Raw genomic sequence first — 18,359 nt, 5'->3', positions numbered from 1 at the left:
TCACACCCGCATCGGCATCACGACGTAGACCGCGCTGGTGTCGTTGCCTTCCCGCATCAGCGTCGGGTCGGCGGCCGAATTGAACATGAAGACGGCGTTTTCGCGGTCCACCTGGCTGGCGATTTCCAGCAGGTATTTCGCGTTGAACCCGATCTCGAGCCGCTCATCGCCATAGGCCACGGCGAGCTCTTCCTCGGCAGCGCCGCTGTCGGGGGCGTTGACCGAGAGGATCAGCCGGTCTTCGTCCAGCTGCAGCTTGACTGCGCGCGAGCGTTCCGAGCTGACGGTGGCCACGCGGTCGACCGCACGGGCGAATTCGGCGGCATCCACTTCCAGCCGGCGCGTGTTGCCCTGCGGAATCACGCGGGTGTAGTCGGGGAAGGTGCCGTCGATCACCTTGGAGGTCAGGGTGATTTCGGGGGTGGCAAACCGCACCTTGGTCTCGCTGACCGAGACGGCGATCTTGGCGTCGTCGTCGTCCAGCAGCTTGCGCAGCTCGCCCACCGTCTTGCGGGGAACGATCACGCCGGGCATCGTCTCGGCCCCTTCGGGCAGGGGCGCGTCGATGCGGGCCAGGCGGTGGCCGTCGGTGGCGACGCAGCGCAGCACGCGGCCATCCTCGCCCTCGGCGACATGCATGTAGACGCCATTCAGGTAATAGCGGGTCTCTTCCGTCGAAATCGCGAATTTCGACTTGTCGAACAGGCGGCGCAGAACGGTGGCCGGGGCGGCGAAGTTGCTCTCGTATTCCGACGAGGCCATCACCGGGAAATCTTCCTTGGGCAAGGTGGCGAGCGAGAAGCTGGAGCGCCCGGCATCCACCGCCAGCCGGCCCGCGGCGCTGTCGGCGGTCAGCGTGACCAGCGCGCCATCGGGCAACTTGCGCACGATCTCGTGCAGGGTAGTGGCCGACACCGTGGTCGCGCCTGCGCGTTCCACCTGGGCGACGGCGCGATCGACCACTTCGATGTCAAGGTCGGTGGCGCGGAAATGGACATGCTCGCCCTCGGCCTCGATCAGCACGTTGGCGAGGATCGGAATCGTATTGCGCCGCTCCACGACCGACTGCGCCTGTGCGACCGCCTTGAGCAGCGCGCCGCGTTCGATGCTGAGTTTCATGCCCTCGCTCCTGAGCCTATGCCGGGATCGGCAACGTACCCCATTCGTTGCCCGGCACAAGCGTTTTATTGCCGACCTTCAGCCTGTTCGGGGCTTTGTGGGATAGAAACAACCCGCCCGGGCGCAGCGGCCGCAAAGCGGCCCCACGCCCGGGCGCGACACTTAAGGTTTGGGCGCTGCGGGGGTGGCCCCCGACAGCCGCGCGATCTCGGACTTCACTTCGTCCGCGAAGGCCGGCGGCTGCGCCGCGTCGATCATCGTCTCGGTCTTCTTGAACTGTTCCAGCGCCTCGGCGTCCTTACCGTTGGCGGCCAGGCTGACCGCATAGTGATATTGCACCGTCACGTCATTCGGCAGGCCCTTGGCCGCGCCTTCGAGATAGGGCAGCGCCTCTTCGGTGTTGCCCAGACGATGTGCAATCCAGCCGTAGGTGTCCTGGAAGGCCGGGACGTCCGTTCCCCGCAGCCGCCGGGCTACGGCATAGGCGCGTTGCAGGCTTTCGGCGTCGGTGCGGTGATCGGCCAGCAAACTTGCGAGGTTGTTGGCAACGACGCTCGATCCGCTGTTCTTCTTGTAGAGATCTTCATAGAGCTTGATGGCGTCTTCAAACTTGCCGTCGAGTTGCAGCTCTTCCGCCTTGCTCAGCAACAGCGCCGGGTTTTCGGGCAGCTTGCCAAGCGCTTCGTCCAGAACCGCAAGCGCGGACTGGCGATCGCCCGTCGCGCGCTCGATCCGGTAGAGCGTGATCCAGACGCGGTCGCTTTCGGGATGCTCTTTCAGCAGCTCGCGGAAGATCTGGATGGATTCGTCGCGGCGATCCAGCAGCAGCAACGTTCCGGCCCGCATGAAGCGCAGGTTCGGATCGCCGGGGTTTTCGGCCAGCTGTTCGTCGACATAGGCCAGCGCATCCTCGGGGCCATTGGTTTCCAAACGGGTGCGGAAGATGGCGTCGCGGGCGCCGCGCTGCGTGTCCTTCTTGTCAGCCAGCCCCTCGAGCATCGTCATCAGCTCGTCGTTGCGCTGCTGGCCGGACAGGAGTTGTGCTTCGAGCCCGGACGCCACCGTATTGGAAGCGGGCGTATCGAACTCCTTCAGGCGGCGCACGACACCCTCGGCCTGGGGCCAGTTCTTGTTCTTGGTGTAGAGCGTTCCGAGAGCCGCCAGAAGGTCGGTGTTCTTTGGGTCCACGCGCAGCGCGTCGATCAGAACCTGTTCCGCGGGACGGTCCTGCTCCTTCGCGATCAGGGCCTGTGCATAGCGGATCGATTCCGCCGGCGCCTTGCCCGAGGCTTCCACCGCCTGAGACAGCATTTCCATCGCAAGTTCCTGGCTGCCCTCGCGGCGATAGGCTTCGGCGAGCAGGGTCATGATCGAAGGATCGCTGGGCGCCTTGGCCAGCGTGTCGCGCAACAGGACGATGGCGTCGCTGGTCTTGTCGTCCTGGATCAGCCAGGCGGCCTTCAGCTTGCTCGCACCGGGGTGCGAGGGATCTTCCTGCAGAATCCGCTCGACCAGTTGACGCGCTCCGACGGCGTTGCCGCGGCGGTACAGCATCTGGGCCAGCTCGGTTTCCAGATTGCGGACCTCGGCGGTGCGTTCGGCGGTGTTCGACACCTCTTCGAGCATTGCGACAGCCGCATCTTCCTCGCCCTTGTCGAATTTCAGCCGGCCCAGGGCCGACTTGAACGGCACGCTGTCAAGGCGGCCTTCGGCGATGATCCGGTTCAGCTCGGCTTCGGCGGCGTCAATCCCGCGATACTGATACAGGAAGGCGACATAGCGACGGGTCGGTTCAACCGAGGTGGACTTCTCCGCATCTGCCTTGAGCAGGACGTCGGCGCCATCGATATCGCCATTTTCGACGTAGAGCCCGATCAGCGCGTTGCGGATCATTTCGTTGTCCGGGAAGCGCTCGACCATGCTTTCCAGCAGACTGCGCATACCCGCATCGTCGTTCAGCTGTTTCAGCACGCCCAGCTTGAGCTGAAGCATGTTCAGATCGTCGGGCGAGGTCTTGAGGGCAACGTCGATCTGCTCGGCCGCCTCGGACCACTTCTGCTCGCGCAGCAGATCGTCGATCACCACACGGACAGGATATTTCAGGGAGGGATCCGACGCCATAAGCTCGCGCGCCCGGATCACCTGAGCGCCTCTGGCGGCATCGTCACGGTCTCGTACCGCGTTCTGGTATTGCAGCGAGTTGTCGAGGCTTTGCGCCACGGCGCTGTTGGGCGCAACCGCCATCAGCCGCGGCACCTGGCGCTCGAATTCTTCCCAGTTGCCGGTGTCCAGTGACAGTTCTGCCAGGGCGGTCAGGACGTCGATGTCATCCGGTGTCTGTTCGGCCAGCTTGCGGTATTGCGCAAAGGCTTCCTGCGTGAATCCCCGGTCGCGCTGCATCTTGGCATAGGCCAGGCGCGCATCGTGGTGGTTGGCGTTCAGCTTGAAGACGTTGCGGAATTCGATCACCGCGCGATCCACGTCGCCCTTCTCGAGCAGTTCCATGGCGCTCTGGAAGTGCTTGTTGGCGCGGTCCTCGGAAGAATCGCAGGCCGAAACGGCCATCAGAGCCACCAGCGCACCGGCAACTGCCGTGCGCCGGGAGCCCCGGTTGATCATCGCGTAAAATTTCAAAGCTATGGTCCCCGGCTGTATTTCGACAGGGCCTTGATTAGCACCCGGTGCCGCGGACAACAACGAGAATGGTGCGCAGCAGGATCTTGAGGTCAAGCCAGAAAGACACGGTGCGGCTGTATTCCGTGTCGAAATTGGCGCGTGCGGCGAAAGCCGAGGCATTGCGCTCGGACACCTGCCACGGGCCGGTCACACCGGGGCGCAGCATGTAGTAGGACATCGAGGGATAAAGCGGTGTCTGTTCGATCATCATCGGCCGCGGGCCGACAAGAGACATGTCACCGAGAAGAACGTTGAGAAGCTGGGGAAGTTCGTCGAGCGAGCTGCGGCGTAGGAACTGGCCAATCTTGGTGATGCGGGGGTCTTCGCGTAGCTTCTGGTTGATTTCCCACTCCACCCGGGCTTCCTGGTTCTTGGCCAGGTAGTTTTCTAGCGAGGCCTTGGCGTTCGGGATCATCGTGCGAAGTTTGTACATCCGGAAGATCTGACCGAAGCGGCCAACCCGGTTCTGGGTGTAGAACGGATTGTGCCCGTCCAGGGCCACCAGCGCGGCCATCACCAGGATCACAGGTAGGACCACAGGTAGCATCGCGATGACTACCGAGATGTCTAGGAAGCGTTTGCCGACCGTCTTGTAGACGGACGGAGCAGCAGCCGACTGGCTGAGGACGGTGGTGAACGGGCTCACAATTGGGGCAGCGTCACGGTGGTCCAGATCATTAACCTGAATTGTCATTCTTCTCACTAACTACTATATTGTGACCCCTTTTTGAACAAATCCGAACTAAAACCCGGAGCAGGATTGGGTCTTCGCCACGGAAAGGTCACAATCGTTACATCGACGGCCCGAAACTGGCCCAAAAAACACGGTTTGGCAACTGATTCGCCGATACTGGTCCGGGAACAGCGGATAGTAACACCTTGAAAAGTTTATTGTTGCCGCTTCAGGAACAAAGAGCAAGCGCTGTCCGTGCGTCCCTGTAAGGGGCCACAACCGGCGCGGTAGCGACCCTGTTGCTCCATGCGAGGAGCGAGTCTATTGTTTTCATTGGTTTTCCCGAGTGATGCCGTCACGCCACGGCCTGGCAAAATCGGTGCTCTCGCCCCAAACGCCTTTTTTTTGCCCTCTGAGGGGCGTTGTAGCGCCCGGTCGTGGTGGCCATCTGTGGGGACATTGCGTTGTGTGGCAAAACAAGCTTAGTGGGGCATCAATCCTTGCCGGTTCTATTGGATGCGAGTGTACAAGTCAGGAACGAAGCCCATGACGCCGAGGCGTCCGGCCTTCACGATGAGTCTGCTCCGGCCGAGGCCGGACTGCTTGACGTGGGCGGACCGGATCCGGCGGACGCCGGAGCGATGGCCGACGTGAACGAATTCTATCTCAACTTCTTCGGTCTGGCCCAGCGGCCCTTCACGCTGCTGCCCGACCCGGAATTCCTCTACTGGTCGCACCAGCACCGGCGGGGATATGCCGTGCTGGAATACGGGATCATGTCCCGCGCGCCGATCACCGTTCTGACCGGAGAGATCGGGGCGGGCAAGACCACGCTGTTGCAGAAGCTGCTCAGCCAGGTCGAGGACGGGGTGACCGTGGGCCTGATCTCGAACGCCCAGGGCAACCGTGGCGAGATCCTGCAATGGGTGTTGAACGCACTGGACGTGGAGTTCGACCCCAACGCCAAATATGTCCAGAATTTCCAGAAGTTGCAGGATTTTCTGATCGCCGAATACGCGCAGAACCGGCGCGTTATCCTGGTTTTTGACGAGGCGCAGAACGTTTCGGCCGAGGGCCTGGAAGAGCTGCGGATGCTGACCAACATCAACTCGAACAAGGACGAGCTGATCCAGCTGATCCTGGTGGGCCAGCCCGAGCTGCGCGACCTGATTCGCGATCCGAGGATGAACCAGCTGGCGCAACGTGTCGCGGCCAGTTTCCATCTCAACCGGATGGATCTGGATGGCACGCGCGCCTATATCAGACACCGGATGAAGACCGCCGGAGGGACCGGCGAAGAGTTCACCAGCGAGGCGACCGAGGCGATCTTCAAGGCGACGCAGGGCGTGCCGCGCCTGATCAACCAGCTGTGCGACCTCGGGCTGCTTTACAGCTGGACCGACGATAACCCGCGGGTGACCCGCGAGAGCATCCAGACCGTGCTGAACGACGGCACGTTCTTCTGGAGTGACAACCGCAAGGAAGAGGTCAAGGGCTGATGGCCGACATACGCTATTTCCTCAGCATATTCATCCGTCGACTGCCCTACTTCCTGCTGCTTGCGGCAACGATTTCGGCTATTTCGGTCATTGTCGCGGTATCCCTGCCGCCGGCCTATGTCTCGCGCACCCGGCTGATCGTGGAGGCGTCGCAGATCCCCGACCAGCTGGCGCCGAGCATGGTGCAGATGCCCGGTGCGGAACGGCTGCAGATCATCGAACAGCGGCTGCTGACGCGGCCGAACCTGCTCGACATCGCGCGCAACCTGAACGTGCTGGAAAATCAGTCCAAGCTGACGCCCGACGAGATCGTCAGCGCGATGCAGGCCCGCACCACGGTGCGGCGGACGGCGGGACGGGATGCGGCGACACTGATGGAGATCAGCTTCGAGGCGCGCACGCCCCAGCTGGCAGCCGGTGTGTTGAATGAATACCTCAAGCTGATCCAGCAAAGCGACATCAGCCTGCGCCAGGCGCGCGCCGGCCAGACGCTCGACTTCTTCCAGACCGAAGTGACGCGGCTGGCGAAGGAGATGCAGGAGCAGAGCGAGAAGATTCTGATCTTCAAGAACGAGAATCTCGACGCGCTCCCCGACGGGCTGGACTTCAGCCAGAGCCAGCGCGCAGCCATGCAGGAACGTCTGGAGGAAACCGAGCGCGAGATTTTCCAGCTGCGGTCGCAACGGCAGCAGCTGCTGACCATCTTCAAGGAAGGCGCTCCGGTCGGGACGTCGACGATCCCCGCAACCGAGAACGAGACTCTGCTGGCGAAGGTCAAGTCCGAACTGGCCTCGGCACTGCTGCTCTATTCCGAGACCAACCCGAAGGTGAAGCTGCTGCAGGCGCGGGTCGCCCAACTCGAGGGTGCGGTCCAGGCAGAGCGGGCGTCCGTTGGAAGCGCGAGCCAGCCGGGAGAAACCGCCAATCCGGCGCTGAACCTGCAGCTTGCCGAAATCGATACCCGGATATCGACCCTGGAGAACCAGCGCCAGGGACTCGAGGAAAAGATCGCGACACTGACCGACGTGATCGACCGCACGCCTTCCAATGCGATTCAGCTGGAAGAGATGCAGCGGGTCTACAAGAACCTCGAAGACCAGAGCAACGCGGCGGTCGACCGGCTTGCGCAGGCCACGACCGGCGAACGGATCGAGATCCTGTCGCGCGGCGAGCGCATCTCGATCATCGAACAGCCGGCGATCCCGAACCTTCCGACCAAACCGAACCGCATCAAGATCGCGGGTGGCGGCACGTTCATGGGAATCGCATTGGGACTTGGCCTCGTTGTTCTTCTTGAATTCCTGAACCGTGCTCCACGCCGGCCCGAGGATATCATCAAGAAGCTGGGCGTCTGGCCGATGGCGGCCATCCCCTACACCCGGACGCGCCGCGAACTGTACGTCCAGCGCAGCATCAAGGTGGCGATCACGCTGCTGATCCTGGTGGGCGGGCCTATCGCGGTCTGGGCGGTGCACGAGTTCTATCTGCCGCTGGATCTGCTGGCAGACAAGGTCATGAACAAGCTGGGCGTGCGCTGGTAGGGCGGCACACCGGGTAATTTTCGAACGGAGAGGCAAGGCATGGACCGGCTTCAACAGGCAATCAGCAAGGCCCGGCGCGAACGCAGCGCCTCCACGGAGCGTGAGGTTCCGACGCCGGTTGCGGCCGCCATCGGCGCGGCCCGGCGATCGGCCGCCGAGATGCAGACCGAAGCGCCAAAGGCCGCCGCGGTCGAGCGCCCGCTGGGCGATCTGGCCACGCGCTGGGCGCAGTTCAAGCCGCTGCAGGTCAGCGCGCGCTCGATCCAGAACAACCGTCTGCTCGCCTTTTCCACGGGTGAGACCGCAATCCCGTATGACATGCTGCGCACCCGCGTGCTGCAGGTTGCGCGCAAGAACAACTGGAAGCGGATTGCCATCGTCTCCCCGGAGAGCTCTGTGGGCAAGACGACCATCACCGCCAATCTGGGTTTCAGCTTCAGCCGGATGCGCGACAAGCGCACCATGGTTCTGGACTTCGACATGCGCCGGATGGGCCTCGCGCGCGTCCTGGGCGCGCAGACCGAGTTCAGCATGGCGGATGTGCTGCAGCGGCGCATTCCCTTTTCGCAGCACGGGCTGAGCCACGACACCAACGTTGTTTTCGGGCTCAACCGGAACCGGTCGCAAAACACGTCCGAGATCCTGCAGGATCCGATGAGCGCCGAGGTATTGGCCGAACTGGAAGAGATCTACCAGCCGGACATCATGCTGTTCGACACGCCGCCGCTGATGGCCAGCGACGACAGCCACGGCTTCCTTCAGCTGGTCGATTGCGCCCTGCTGATCGCCGCGGCCGAGCGCACGCCGGTCGAACGGATCGACGTGGCCGAGCGGCAGCTGTCCGAACTGACCAATGTGATGGGAATCGTGCTGAACCGCTGCCGCTATACCGGCGGCGCGCATGGTTACGAAAACGATTATTACTGATCGCCGCGGCGGCGCGGCAGCGCCGCCATCGCCGCCACACCGGCGGCAAAGCCGCCCAGATGCGCCTCCCAAGCCAGGGCTCGATCCTGGGCGAGCCACATCAGGGCGTTCAGCGCCACCATGATCACGATATCCCGCAGCACGGTCAGGGCGCGCCGGCCGGCGCCTTCGATCTGGCGCCATTCCAGCCAGCGCCAGGCCCCGGCCAGACCGAACAACGCGCCGGACGCTCCGACCATCGGGTTCAGCGCAGCGCCCAGCAGCGCAAAGCCAAGCGCCCCGCCGACGGCCGAGACGACGTAGACCGCAGACAGACGCCAGCCCCGCAACGCGCCGGCGGTCATCTGCATCAGAACGATCAGCGCCATCATGTTTCCGGTGAGATGCCAGAGGCCGGCGTGCAGGAACGAATAGGTCAGGAACATCGTCACCGGCTGTCCTGGATAGTTCGGCCGCCAGTTGCCGAGCAGCCCGGTCCAGAAGGCACCGTTCTGATAGGCGGTCGTCCGCAGCCGCTGGGTGGCCAGCCAGCCATGATCGGCTGCCGTCAGCACGAGTTCGATCACGCTTGGCAGCACGAGAAACAGCAGCAGCATCGGCAGTTGCGCCCGCCAGTATGTCTTGTCCGCCTCGGGGAATGGCCGTTCTGTCATGCCGCCAGCGTTGACGGTTTTGGCGTGAAAGAACAAGCGGCAAGAGTGCGGCCGCTATCTGGTCAAGCTGCCTGAGCTGGTCTAGGCAACGCAAAGAAGACGGAGGTATGAATGTTCGCTGTCACCCTGCTTACCGATCCTGCGGCGCCCTCGCTGGACCCCGCGTTGGCCGAGTCCCTTCGCAATGCCTGGGGCGGCGGCGCGCTGCGCTGGCTGGCCAGGGACGAGGCGGTGGAGTTCACCGTGCCCGAACGTCCGGGCAACCTGTGGGAGGTCTGGGCCGACCTGCAGCGGATGAAGACCGATCTGGTGGTCCAGCCCGACGCAGGCCGGCGCAAGCGCATGCTGCTGGCGGATATGGATTCGACGATGATCCAGCAGGAATGCATCGACGAACTGGCCGATGTCGCCGGCGTCGGGGAGCATGTGAAACAGATCACCGCGCGCTCGATGAACGGCGAATTGGAATTCGAAGGCGCGCTGACCGAGCGGGTCGCGCTTTTGAAAGGCCTGCCGGAAAGCGTCATCGCGGACGTGCTGGCAAAGCGGATCACGCTGATGCCGGGCGGTCCGGAACTTCTGGCCACGATGCGTGGCAACGGCGGCCATGCGGCGCTGGTCTCGGGCGGGTTCACCGCCTTCACGCAGGTGATCGCGGGCAAACTGGGTTTTGACGAACACCGTGCGAATACCTTGCTGGCCCGGGACGGGGTGCTGGTCGGCGAAGTTGCTCTGCCGATCCTTGGCCGGCAGGCGAAGGTCGAGGCGCTGGAACAGATCACGGCGCGGCTGGGTATCGCCGAGGCGGATGTGATCGCGGTGGGGGACGGCGCAAACGATCTGGGGATGCTGCACCGCGCCGGAACGGGTGTCGCGCTGCACGCCAAACCCGCCGTGGCCGCGGAATGCGACGTGCGGATCAATTTCGGCGACCTGACCGCGCTGCTTTATATTCAGGGCTACGCCCGGGCGGACTTCCTTGCTCCCATAGATTAACAGTTGCGTTAATTAATGGATTGCGCAATATTGCGGGTATGGCTGACCTGACCCGCACCTTTGCCGCGCTTTCCGATCCGACCCGCCTGAGCATGGTCGAGCGGCTGATCGAGCACGGCGAACTGCCGGCGGGCGATCTGGCCGCCGCCTTCACCATCTCGGCGCCGGCGGTGTCGCGCCATCTCAAGGTGCTGCGCGAGGCAGGGCTGGTGGACCAGCGTATCGCCGGTACCCACCGTTTCTACGCGGTGCGCCGCGAAGCGATGAAACAGATCGCCGACTGGACGCTCGACCGGCGCGCCTTCTGGTCAGGTAGCCTCGACAGGCTGGACAGCCTGCTGGCGCTGGACCCCGAGGGAGACTGACCGATGAAGGACACGCATGACACCGAATTCATCCGCGACTTCACCGTCAGCGTCGACCGGCTGTGGAAGGCGGTCACGCGGCCGGAAGAGCTGGTGCAGTGGTTCGGGCCGGAAGGTGTGCGGCTCGAATCCTGCGACATGGATTTCACCCGCACGGGCCCCTGGGTCTGCGTGATGATCGGGCGCGAAAGCGGCAATATCTTCAAGGTTTCGGGGCAGGTGACATCCGTGCGCGCCCCGGACGAGCGCGGCACAGGCTCGGTCGGGTTCACCTGGGCCTGCCATGACGACATGGACCGCCGCGGCGACGAGAGCCACGTCAGTTTTACCGTGACGGCGACCGAAAGGGGATCGCGGCTGACGCTCAGCCATCGTGATCTGCCAACGCTGGAAGAAGCACAAAGCCACACGCGCGGCTGGCTGGCGACGCTGCCGAAACTGGAACGCTATCTCGGGCAGTGACCCGACAACCAAGGGAAAGGACCGAACATGCCAAAATTCCTGTTTGTCTATCATGGCGGCAAGCGCCCGGAGACCCAGGCCGAAATCGACAGGGCGATGGCGGCCTGGGGCACGTGGATGAGCGACAATGCGAAGGCACTGGTCGATGCGGGCAATCCGGTGGGGATGTCCAGAACCGTCAGCGCCGCCGGCGTGGCGGATGATGGCGGGGCGAACCCCGCCTCGGGCTACAGCCTTGTCGAAGCGGCGGACATTGACGCGGCCTGCGCCATCGCCGCCGCCAATCCGATGGTGATGGATGGCTCCGGCTCGGTCGAGGTTGCGCCAATCGTCGAGATGTAGCTCGTTCAGATCGGGCGGATGAACCCGGCAACCGGACGGATCACCCCGGCGTCCAGGCCCAGCCGGCTGCGGATCGGGGCGTTGCAGTAATCCAGCGCGACGGGGTTGTCCGATTCCAACAGGCCAAGCCAGATCAGCATGGCAGCCATCGTGCATTCGCTTGCGCGGGTCGCGCCATCGGCGATCTTGAGCGCGACGCCAAGGCCCTGTTCGGGCAGGATCGCGGTAAAGACGCCCTCGGCGCCGGTCTTGACCGCCGCCTTGCCGCCCAGGGCGCGCATCAGCGCCGTGCAGGCGCGGCCCTCCCCGGCCACCAGCTCGGGATGCGCCATCATCGCCTGCACCAGCCGCCCGGCGGCGGCGCTGGCCTGATCGCTGCGCGACCCGGCCGAGGCGAACCAGGCCATCGCGCGGGCGAGACCGTGCAGGCTGGTGGCGAAGTTCGGCGCCGAGCATCCGTCGATGCCATAGCCGGGGCTGTCCTCGCCGGTCACCTCCTCGAAGGCCGCCAGAACTGCCTGCTGCACCGGGTGGTCGACCTCGTGATACTCCGGGCCGCCGCCCATATACCGGTTCAGCGTCAGAAAGCCCGAGTGTTTCCCCGAGCAGTTATTGTGAATCTGGCAGGGTTGCTGACCCGAGCGGATCAATCCATCGTGCGCGGCCTTGTCCGCCGGATCCTGCGGACCGCAGCGAAAGTCGCTTTCCGCCAGGCCCAGCTGATCCAGCCATCTCTCGACCCGCGTCGTATGGATCGCCGCACCGTTGTGCGACGCGCAGGCCAGCGCCAGCTGTTCCGAGGTCAGGCCATAGCGGTCCGCCGCGCCCGAGGTGATCAGCGGCAGAGCCTGGATCATCTTGCAGGACGAGCGCGGATAGATGACGGCCTCGGGATCTCCCCAGGCGGCAACGATGTTTCCGCTGGTGTCGCAGACCACGGCGTGGCCCGAATGCGTGCTCTCCAGCAGCGCCCCGCGCCAGACTTCGACAAGCGGAACCGCGTTTTCCATGTAATCCCTCGTTTCTGGGCGAAATTCTGCCAATCGCCCTTTCGCACATGGCGGAAGTTAAGATAGTGTGTTCACGTCGGCAAGCGACAGGCAGCGCCGCAAAGACGGTATGCGAAATACCGCTGGCGCCCTAGGTATTGAGGTTACGGACAGTCTGGAGGCTGGACAGATGGGATCGAAACGAGCGCGCGTCCTCGCGGGTCTGTGCTTGGCCGGTTGGGCGGCCACCGCATTCGCGCAGGATCAGAGCGACAACCGTGTGGCGGCAGAAACCGATTGGAGCGTCTTCGTCGAGGCGAAGCCCAAGGAATGCTGGGCCGTCTCCGCGCCGAAAGAAACGGTGAACACCCGCGACGGACGTGTCGTCGCCGTCAAGCGCAGCGACATTCTGCTCATGGTCTTCTTCCGTCCCGAAAGCGGCGTGATGGGGCAGGTGACCTTCACAGGCGGCTATCCTTTTGCCAAGGATTCGACCGTCGGCCTGGATATTTCCGGCACGCAATTCGAACTCGGCGCGGATGGCGAATGGGCCTGGCCGCGCTCGGCTGCGGATGATGCCAAGGTGATCGAGGCGATGAAGCGCGGCAGCAGCGCCATTCTGACCGCCCGGTCTTCGCGCGGGACGCAGACCAAGGACACTTTCTCGCTGCTCGGATTTACCGCCGCGCTGGAAGACGCCCAGAAGCGCTGCGCGCAGTAACCGGCAGATCCGGCCGAGTACGCAGGATTGCTTTGAACTGGGGCGCGTTTGCGCCTATATGGTCGCTTTGCGCTGCCACGGATACCGCTCATGCCTGCTTCGGCCCCGATCACCCAGGACGTCGTCACCCTTCCCCGGGCCTTGCCCGAGGGGCGGATCAACCTTGTCGGGCTGACCCGTGAGGCGATGCGCGCTGCGCTGATCGAGGCAGGCACGCCCGAGAAGCAGGCGAAGATGCGGGTCGGGCAGATCTGGCAGTGGCTGTATCAATGGGGCGTGCGCGACTTCGGGGCGATGACCAATCTCGCCAAGGGATATCGCGCCGAACTGGCTGAAACCTTCACCATCGAGCTGCCCGAGATCGTGACCAAGCAGGTCAGCAATGACGGCACACGCAAGTATCTGGTGCGGATCGCCGGCGGGCATGAGGTCGAGACGGTCTATATCCCGGAAGAAGACCGCGGCACGCTTTGCGTTTCCTCCCAGGTTGGCTGCACGCTGACCTGTTCCTTCTGCCACACCGGCACGCAGAAGCTGGTGCGCAACCTGACGGCGGCCGAGATCATCGGCCAGGTCATGCTGGTGCGCGACGACCTGGGCGAATGGCCGGTGCCCGGTGCGCCGAAGGACGAGACACGGCTGCTGTCCAATATCGTGCTGATGGGCATGGGCGAGCCGCTTTACAACTTCGACAACGTGCGAGACGCGATGAAGATTGCGATGGACGCCGAAGGCATCCAGCTGTCGCGCCGCCGGATCACGCTATCGACCTCGGGCGTGGTGCCCGAGATCGCGCGCACGGCCGACGAGATCGGTTGCCAGCTGGCGGTGTCCTTCCATGCCACCACGGACGAGGTGCGTGACAAGCTGGTGCCAATCAACAAGCGCTGGAACATCCATGCGTTGCTGACCGCGCTGCGCGCCTATCCCAAGGCGTCGAATTCGGAGCGCATCACTTTCGAATACGTGATGCTGAAGGACGTGAACGACAGCGACGACGACGCCCGCCGCCTGGTGCAGCTGATCGAGGATTACGGGATTCCGGCCAAGATCAACCTGATCCCGTTCAACGAGTGGCCCGGCGCGCCCTATCAGCGCTCGTCCAACAACCGCATCCGTGCCTTTGCCGATATCGTCTACAAGGCCGGCTATGCCTCGCCCATACGGACGCCGCGCGGCGAGGATATCATGGCGGCCTGCGGCCAGCTGAAATCGGCGACCGAGCGGGCGCGCAAGAGCAAGCGCCAGATCGAGGCCGAAGCGGGCCTGTGAGTCGGCGCGCCCTGCTGATCGGCGGCGCGCTGGCAGTCGCCTGGGTGATCGGCGCACCCAAGCTGTTGCGGATGTATCAGCCGGAATTCGCCTTCGAGGACATGCCGTCGCTGCCGGGCTTCCGCAGTCTGGGCTTTGGCCGGGGCAGCGGTGCCAGCGCCGCCCTGATCGGCATCGGCGACGCGGAAACTCCCGAAGAGGCGCGTCTTCGTGCAACCCTGGCCGAGCGGCCCTGTTCGGCGATCTTCGGACCGGCCGGGGGTAATGACCGGCTGCCGGTGGCAGTCTTCACCGATTACTACTGCCCCTATTGCCCCGAGGTCAGTGACCTGGTGCGCCGTCTGGATCAGGCGGGAGAGGTGCGGGCGGTCTGGCGCGAATGGCCGGTCCTGGGCCCGCGCTCAGAGGCCGCGGCGCGTGCGGCTCTGGCGGCGGCCCGGCAGGGAGCCCACGATGCCGTGCATGCCCACCTGATGCGCGCGCCGTTGCGTCCCGGCCCGGCGGCATTGCGAGCTCTGGCGACGGATTTCGGTCTCGACCCCGAACGTCTGGTGCAGGACGCGGCAAGCGAAGAGGTCCGCACACAAGTCGACACAACCCGCGCGCTGGCCGGGGTCCTGGGCCTGCCCGGCACGCCGGGGCTGGCGATCGGCCGGACCTTGACTGCCGGTCGAATCCCGGAAGACCGGCTGCGCAGGTTGATTGCGCTGGAGCGTGAGGGTCCGGCCTGTATCGACTGACCCTGGGCAATTCTGGCCAAACTGTGTTCAGCGTTACGAAATCATCAACAGTCTGGCGCCAATATCGGCTTTATCCGCCCTGAAATTACCTTTCCCGGGTTCGATTTCGGCCCTGTTGGGCGACGACAGTCAGGCCATGGACAGAAGAAAACCAGGAACCAGATCATGGAACACGCCACTTTCACGGACCGCCCGGTCGAAGCGCCGCTGCTGAAACTTCTGGCCGAGGAACGCCAGAAGGCCCTGTCGGCGCGGGAATGGAAATTTCGCCTTGCCGGCTATGGCTATGGCATCAAGGAAGACGGCCCGCGCCGGGTTGTGACGCAGCTGACGAACGGGATGGAACTGGGCGTACTGCCGGTCAGCTTTCACTGACCGGCTTAGGGCTCAGCTGAAGTCCCACCAGTCGGGGATTGCGATCCAGTTGGTAGCGGACGCTTTGTACTGAGTCAGTCCGTCAAGCATCAAACCATAGTCGGCAATCCCGTCGCCGGTGGTATCGATTGTGACAAGACCATTTTCCATACGGATCTCCGCCACGCCGTCCGTGCCAGAGAACGCGCGCTTGCCGATGTAGCGGATCTCGTCGACTTCGTTGTAGAGCAGCGGTGAAAATTCCGTGAGGTCGAGCTTGTCTCCCTGACGGGCCTTGAAGTCGGTCACGGTTGTCGGGCTGGTCTTGTCCCAATTCAGTCCGCTGACCTGGAACTTGTCCGCCCCCAGGCCCCCGGTCCAGGTGTTTTTGCCTTGGCCGTCCGAGGCGAAAGTATCCTTGCCAGCCTGCCCAAACAGGCGGTCATCGCCACCCTTGCCTTCCAGCCGGTCATTGCCTGCGCCGCCGAACAGCGTGTCGTTGCCGCCAAAGCCGTCGATCTGATCGTGACCGCCGCCGCCGCGCACGATGTCATTGCCATACGAGGCATTGATGGTGTCGTTTCCCGCGCCAAGGTTGATGATGTCATCCCCGACCGAGCCGTTGATATAGTCCGGAGCATTGGTCAGCGCGCCGCGCAGGCCGGTCTGTGTCAGTTCGTTCCAGATCAGACCCGATCCGGCGACATTCACCACGCGAGAGAAATCCACGCCCGAGTTGACGGCTACCACACCAACGATGTCGCCATCCCGCAGGAATTGCACGCGGGTGATGGTGCCCGTCCAGTTCCCGCCGGACTGCGAGAAATCGCCGAAGAACCGGTAGCCCACTTCCGCCTGGTAGTCGGGCTGATTGTGGATTTGATAGCTGAAGTCCGTGGTGAGCGTAATCGCCTTGGCAGCATTGCGGGCTGGCAGGGCATCGGCCCAGTCCTGCGCGTCGTAGTAGTGAAACCCCGTGGTGGCGAAGCTGAAAACATCGGCATAGTAGAGGGGTTCGGGGGAGACGGATTTGATGACGGATTTGGTCATTCGGCATTCTTTCGCAATTACTTAAATACAGACACGCACTAATGTAGTGCCGCTCATTTACTAGCGGGCCTCCGACCACTTCGCAACTCTGCACCGTATCCGAAAAGACAGATCAGCGACCCGGAATGCGCTCGCGCGGCGGGGCCGGTTCCCAGTTGTCGATGATATGCGCCGCCTCCTCGGCGGTTTCGACATAGCGGAACAGGCCAAGGTCTTCTTCCGAGATCGTGCCGGCCTCGGCCAGCGCTTCCCAGTTGATGATCTTCTCCCAGAATTCGCGCCCGAACAGAAGGAAGGGCACCCGCTCCATGCGGCCGGTCTGGATCAGGGTGAGACTTTCGAATGTCTCGTCCAGGGTGCCGAAGCCGCCGGGAAACACGCAGATCGCCTTGGCCCTCATCAGGAAGTGCATCTTTCGGATCGCGAAATAATGGAAGTTGAAGCAGAGGCCGGGCGTGACATACTGGTTGGGCGCCTGTTCGTGCGGAAGGACGATGTTCAGCCCGATGGAGCATCCGCCGGCCTCATGCGCACCGCGGTTGCCGGCCTCCATAACTCCGGGGCCGCCGCCGGTGACGATCACATGCTCGCGGCAGTCGGTGGCGATCGACTTGGCCGTCATAAGCCGGGCGAATTTCCGCGCCTCTTCGTAATAGACCGAGAGGGCCGCCAGGGTGGCGGTGCGCGCCGTGTTCTTCTTTGCAGGTTCCGGAATGCGAGCGCCCCCGAACAGCACGACCGTACTTTCGATTTGGTGTTCGTCCAGCATCATCTGGGGCTTCAGCAACTCGAGCTGCAGGCGAACCGGCCGCAGTTCGTCGCGCAGCAGGAATTCCTCGTCGGCGAAGGCCAGGCGATAGGCCGGCGCGCGGGTCTGCGGTGTATCCGGAACATGGCGGGCGGTGTCCTTGTCCGAATGGGCGTCACGGAAGGGGCTCGTGCGGTCTTCTTTCATCGGGGCGGATTCCTTGGTTGCGCGTGGCCTCCATCCCTATAGGGTTCGCGCTGGCAAGACCAGTTGAGGGGTGGATATGACCGATTGGAAACAGGCGATCGAGACGGCCGCGGCACGGATCGCGCCCCATCTGGTCGTGACTCCCGTGGTGACGGTCGATGGCTTCGGTCTGGGCTATCCTGTCGAGATGAAACTGGAACAGCTTCAGCATACCGGCACCTTCAAAGCGCGCGGGGCGTTCAACACGCTGCTGGCCTCAAATGTGCCGGCCGCGGGGGTGGTCGCGGCCAGCGGCGGCAACCACGGGGCGGCCGCGGCCTATGCGGCGCGCCAGCTGAGCTATCCGGCGCATATCTTCGTGCCCGAAATGGCGGGGCCGTCGAAAATTGCCCTGATCCGCGCAACTGGCGCGGAATTGACAGTTGTGCCGGGACAATATGCCAATGCGCTGGAACAGGCGCAGGCGCATGAGGCAAAAACCGGCGCGATGCAGATCCATGCCTATGATGCCGAACTGACGGTTGCCGGGCAGGGAACGCTGATGCGCGAATGGGAAGCGCAGGGCCTGCAGGCCGACACCGTTCTGATCGCGGTGGGCGGCGGCGGTCTGATCGCCGGGGCGATGGCCTGGCTTCAGGGTTCGCGCAGGGTGGTGGCGGTCGAACCCGAGACCAGCCGCGCGCTCAACGCCGCGCTTGAGGCGGGCGAACCTGTGGATGTCGAGGTCTCGGGCGTCGCCGCCAATGCGCTGGGCGCGAAACGTATCGGAACCTATTGCTTTGACCTCGCGCGACAGACGGGCGCCCATTCTGTGCTGGTGAGCGATGAGGCGATCACCGCCGCGCAGACCGCGCTCTGGCGCGAGCGGCGGCTGCTGGTCGAACCGGCCGGGGCGACGGCGCTGGCCGCGCTGATATCGGGCGCCTATGCTCCCGCCCCGGGCGAAAAGGTCGCCGTGCTGGTCTGCGGCGCCAATATCGCCCCGGATCCGCTGGGGTAACGCAGATTGCGCCGGGCCGGTTTGC

General features: G+C 63.9%; 19 protein-coding genes. 12 read left to right on the top strand and 7 right to left on the bottom strand.

The features are described from left to right. The 3 genes from dnaN to ACFO5X_RS05710 all read right to left on the bottom strand — a co-directional run bounded on the left by dnaN (position 1) and on the right by ACFO5X_RS05710 (position 4,489). Complete coding sequence (dnaN, locus tag ACFO5X_RS05720) at positions 1–1,119, bottom strand: DNA polymerase III subunit beta (RefSeq protein ID WP_380716284.1); 1,119 nt, start codon at positions 1,117–1,119, stop codon at positions 1–3. A gap of 162 nt (positions 1,120–1,281) precedes the next feature. Continuing rightward, entirely contained in the window at positions 1,282–3,753 is a 2,472-nt protein-coding gene (locus ACFO5X_RS05715) for a tetratricopeptide repeat protein (protein ID WP_380716282.1), read from the bottom strand. Between the two features lie 37 nt (positions 3,754–3,790). Beyond that, positions 3,791–4,489: a sugar transferase gene (locus ACFO5X_RS05710; protein ID WP_380716281.1), complete on the bottom strand. Its 699-nt coding sequence runs from the start codon at positions 4,487–4,489 to the stop codon at positions 3,791–3,793. A gap of 587 nt (positions 4,490–5,076) precedes the next feature. On the opposite strand from ACFO5X_RS05710, the gene ACFO5X_RS05705 reads away from it, so the two are divergent. Genes ACFO5X_RS05705 through ACFO5X_RS05695 form a run of 3 tightly spaced genes read left to right on the top strand, consistent with a single transcriptional unit; the run spans position 5,077 to position 8,435 of the window. Further along, positions 5,077–5,967, top strand: coding sequence for an ExeA family protein (locus ACFO5X_RS05705; protein ID WP_380716280.1), 891 nt, complete (start codon positions 5,077–5,079; stop codon positions 5,965–5,967). Beyond that, complete coding sequence (locus ACFO5X_RS05700; RefSeq protein ID WP_380716279.1) at positions 5,967–7,508, top strand: GumC family protein; 1,542 nt, start codon at positions 5,967–5,969, stop codon at positions 7,506–7,508. The genes ACFO5X_RS05705 and ACFO5X_RS05700 overlap by 1 nt, the downstream gene beginning before the upstream one ends. A 39-nt stretch (positions 7,509–7,547) precedes the next feature. Beyond that, on the top strand, positions 7,548–8,435 hold the full coding sequence (locus ACFO5X_RS05695; protein ID WP_380716278.1) for a CpsD/CapB family tyrosine-protein kinase: 888 nt from the start codon (positions 7,548–7,550) through the stop codon (positions 8,433–8,435). Here ACFO5X_RS05695 and ACFO5X_RS05690 read toward each other — a convergent pair. Continuing rightward, positions 8,429–9,088, bottom strand: a complete 660-nt coding sequence (locus tag ACFO5X_RS05690) for a rhomboid family intramembrane serine protease (protein ID WP_380716277.1) — start codon at positions 9,086–9,088, stop codon at positions 8,429–8,431. The two genes, ACFO5X_RS05695 and ACFO5X_RS05690, sit on opposite strands and share 7 nt — an antisense overlap. 111 nt (positions 9,089–9,199) lie before the next feature. On the opposite strand from ACFO5X_RS05690, the gene serB reads away from it, so the two are divergent. The 4 genes from serB to ACFO5X_RS05670 are packed head-to-tail and all read left to right on the top strand — an operon-like array spanning position 9,200 to position 11,253. After that, entirely contained in the window at positions 9,200–10,084 is an 885-nt protein-coding gene (serB, locus tag ACFO5X_RS05685) for a phosphoserine phosphatase SerB (RefSeq protein ID WP_380716276.1), read from the top strand. Positions 10,085–10,122: 38 nt separating this feature from the next. After that, complete coding sequence (locus ACFO5X_RS05680; RefSeq protein ID WP_380716275.1) at positions 10,123–10,449, top strand: ArsR/SmtB family transcription factor; 327 nt, start codon at positions 10,123–10,125, stop codon at positions 10,447–10,449. Between the two features lie 3 nt (positions 10,450–10,452). Further along, a complete protein-coding gene (locus tag ACFO5X_RS05675) occupies positions 10,453–10,911 on the top strand; it encodes an SRPBCC family protein (RefSeq protein ID WP_380716274.1) in 459 nt (152 codons plus the stop codon). Positions 10,912–10,938: 27 nt separating this feature from the next. Next, the gene (locus tag ACFO5X_RS05670; protein WP_380716273.1) at positions 10,939–11,253 is read left to right on the top strand and encodes a hypothetical protein; all 315 of its coding nucleotides are present in this window, start codon (positions 10,939–10,941) and stop codon (positions 11,251–11,253) included. A 5-nt stretch (positions 11,254–11,258) separates the two neighbouring features. On the opposite strand, the gene ACFO5X_RS05665 is transcribed toward ACFO5X_RS05670, so the two are convergent. Next, complete coding sequence (locus ACFO5X_RS05665; RefSeq protein WP_380716272.1) at positions 11,259–12,263, bottom strand: asparaginase; 1,005 nt, start codon at positions 12,261–12,263, stop codon at positions 11,259–11,261. Positions 12,264–12,432: 169 nt separating this feature from the next. On the opposite strand from ACFO5X_RS05665, the gene ACFO5X_RS05660 reads away from it, so the two are divergent. The 4 genes from ACFO5X_RS05660 (at position 12,433) to ACFO5X_RS05645 (ending at position 15,350) form a co-directional block, all read left to right on the top strand. After that, entirely contained in the window at positions 12,433–12,963 is a 531-nt protein-coding gene (locus ACFO5X_RS05660) for an invasion associated locus B family protein (protein WP_380716271.1), read from the top strand. Between the two features lie 90 nt (positions 12,964–13,053). Further along, on the top strand, positions 13,054–14,235 hold the full coding sequence (gene rlmN / locus ACFO5X_RS05655) for a dual-specificity RNA methyltransferase RlmN (RefSeq protein ID WP_380716269.1): 1,182 nt from the start codon (positions 13,054–13,056) through the stop codon (positions 14,233–14,235). Beyond that, entirely contained in the window at positions 14,232–14,975 is a 744-nt protein-coding gene (locus ACFO5X_RS05650; protein WP_380716268.1) for a DsbA family protein, read from the top strand. The genes rlmN and ACFO5X_RS05650 overlap by 4 nt, the downstream gene beginning before the upstream one ends. A gap of 165 nt (positions 14,976–15,140) precedes the next feature. Continuing rightward, positions 15,141–15,350 (top strand): hypothetical protein, encoded by a 210-nt coding sequence (locus tag ACFO5X_RS05645; RefSeq protein WP_380716267.1) that lies wholly within the window; start codon positions 15,141–15,143, stop codon positions 15,348–15,350. A 12-nt stretch (positions 15,351–15,362) separates the two neighbouring features. On the opposite strand, the gene ACFO5X_RS05640 is transcribed toward ACFO5X_RS05645, so the two are convergent. Both ACFO5X_RS05640 and ACFO5X_RS05635 read right to left on the bottom strand, forming a co-directional pair. Further along, positions 15,363–16,379 carry a calcium-binding protein gene (locus ACFO5X_RS05640; RefSeq protein WP_380716266.1) on the bottom strand — a complete coding sequence of 339 codons (1,017 nt, stop codon included), beginning with the start codon at positions 16,377–16,379 and terminating at the stop codon, positions 15,363–15,365. A gap of 112 nt (positions 16,380–16,491) precedes the next feature. Further along, entirely contained in the window at positions 16,492–17,334 is an 843-nt protein-coding gene (locus tag ACFO5X_RS05635; RefSeq protein WP_380716265.1) for an LOG family protein, read from the bottom strand. Positions 17,335–17,410: 76 nt separating this feature from the next. On the opposite strand from ACFO5X_RS05635, the gene ACFO5X_RS05630 reads away from it, so the two are divergent. After that, positions 17,411–18,334, top strand: coding sequence for a threonine/serine dehydratase (locus ACFO5X_RS05630; RefSeq protein WP_380716264.1), 924 nt, complete (start codon positions 17,411–17,413; stop codon positions 18,332–18,334). Positions 18,335–18,359 lie beyond the last annotated feature (25 nt).

Origin of the sequence: Seohaeicola nanhaiensis, from assembly GCF_042654245.1 — a bacterium.
Classification (GTDB): domain Bacteria; phylum Pseudomonadota; class Alphaproteobacteria; order Rhodobacterales; family Rhodobacteraceae; genus Seohaeicola_A; species Seohaeicola_A nanhaiensis.
Note: the sequence above shows the minus strand (reverse complement) of the source record. Positions and strands in the feature narration are given on the sequence as shown.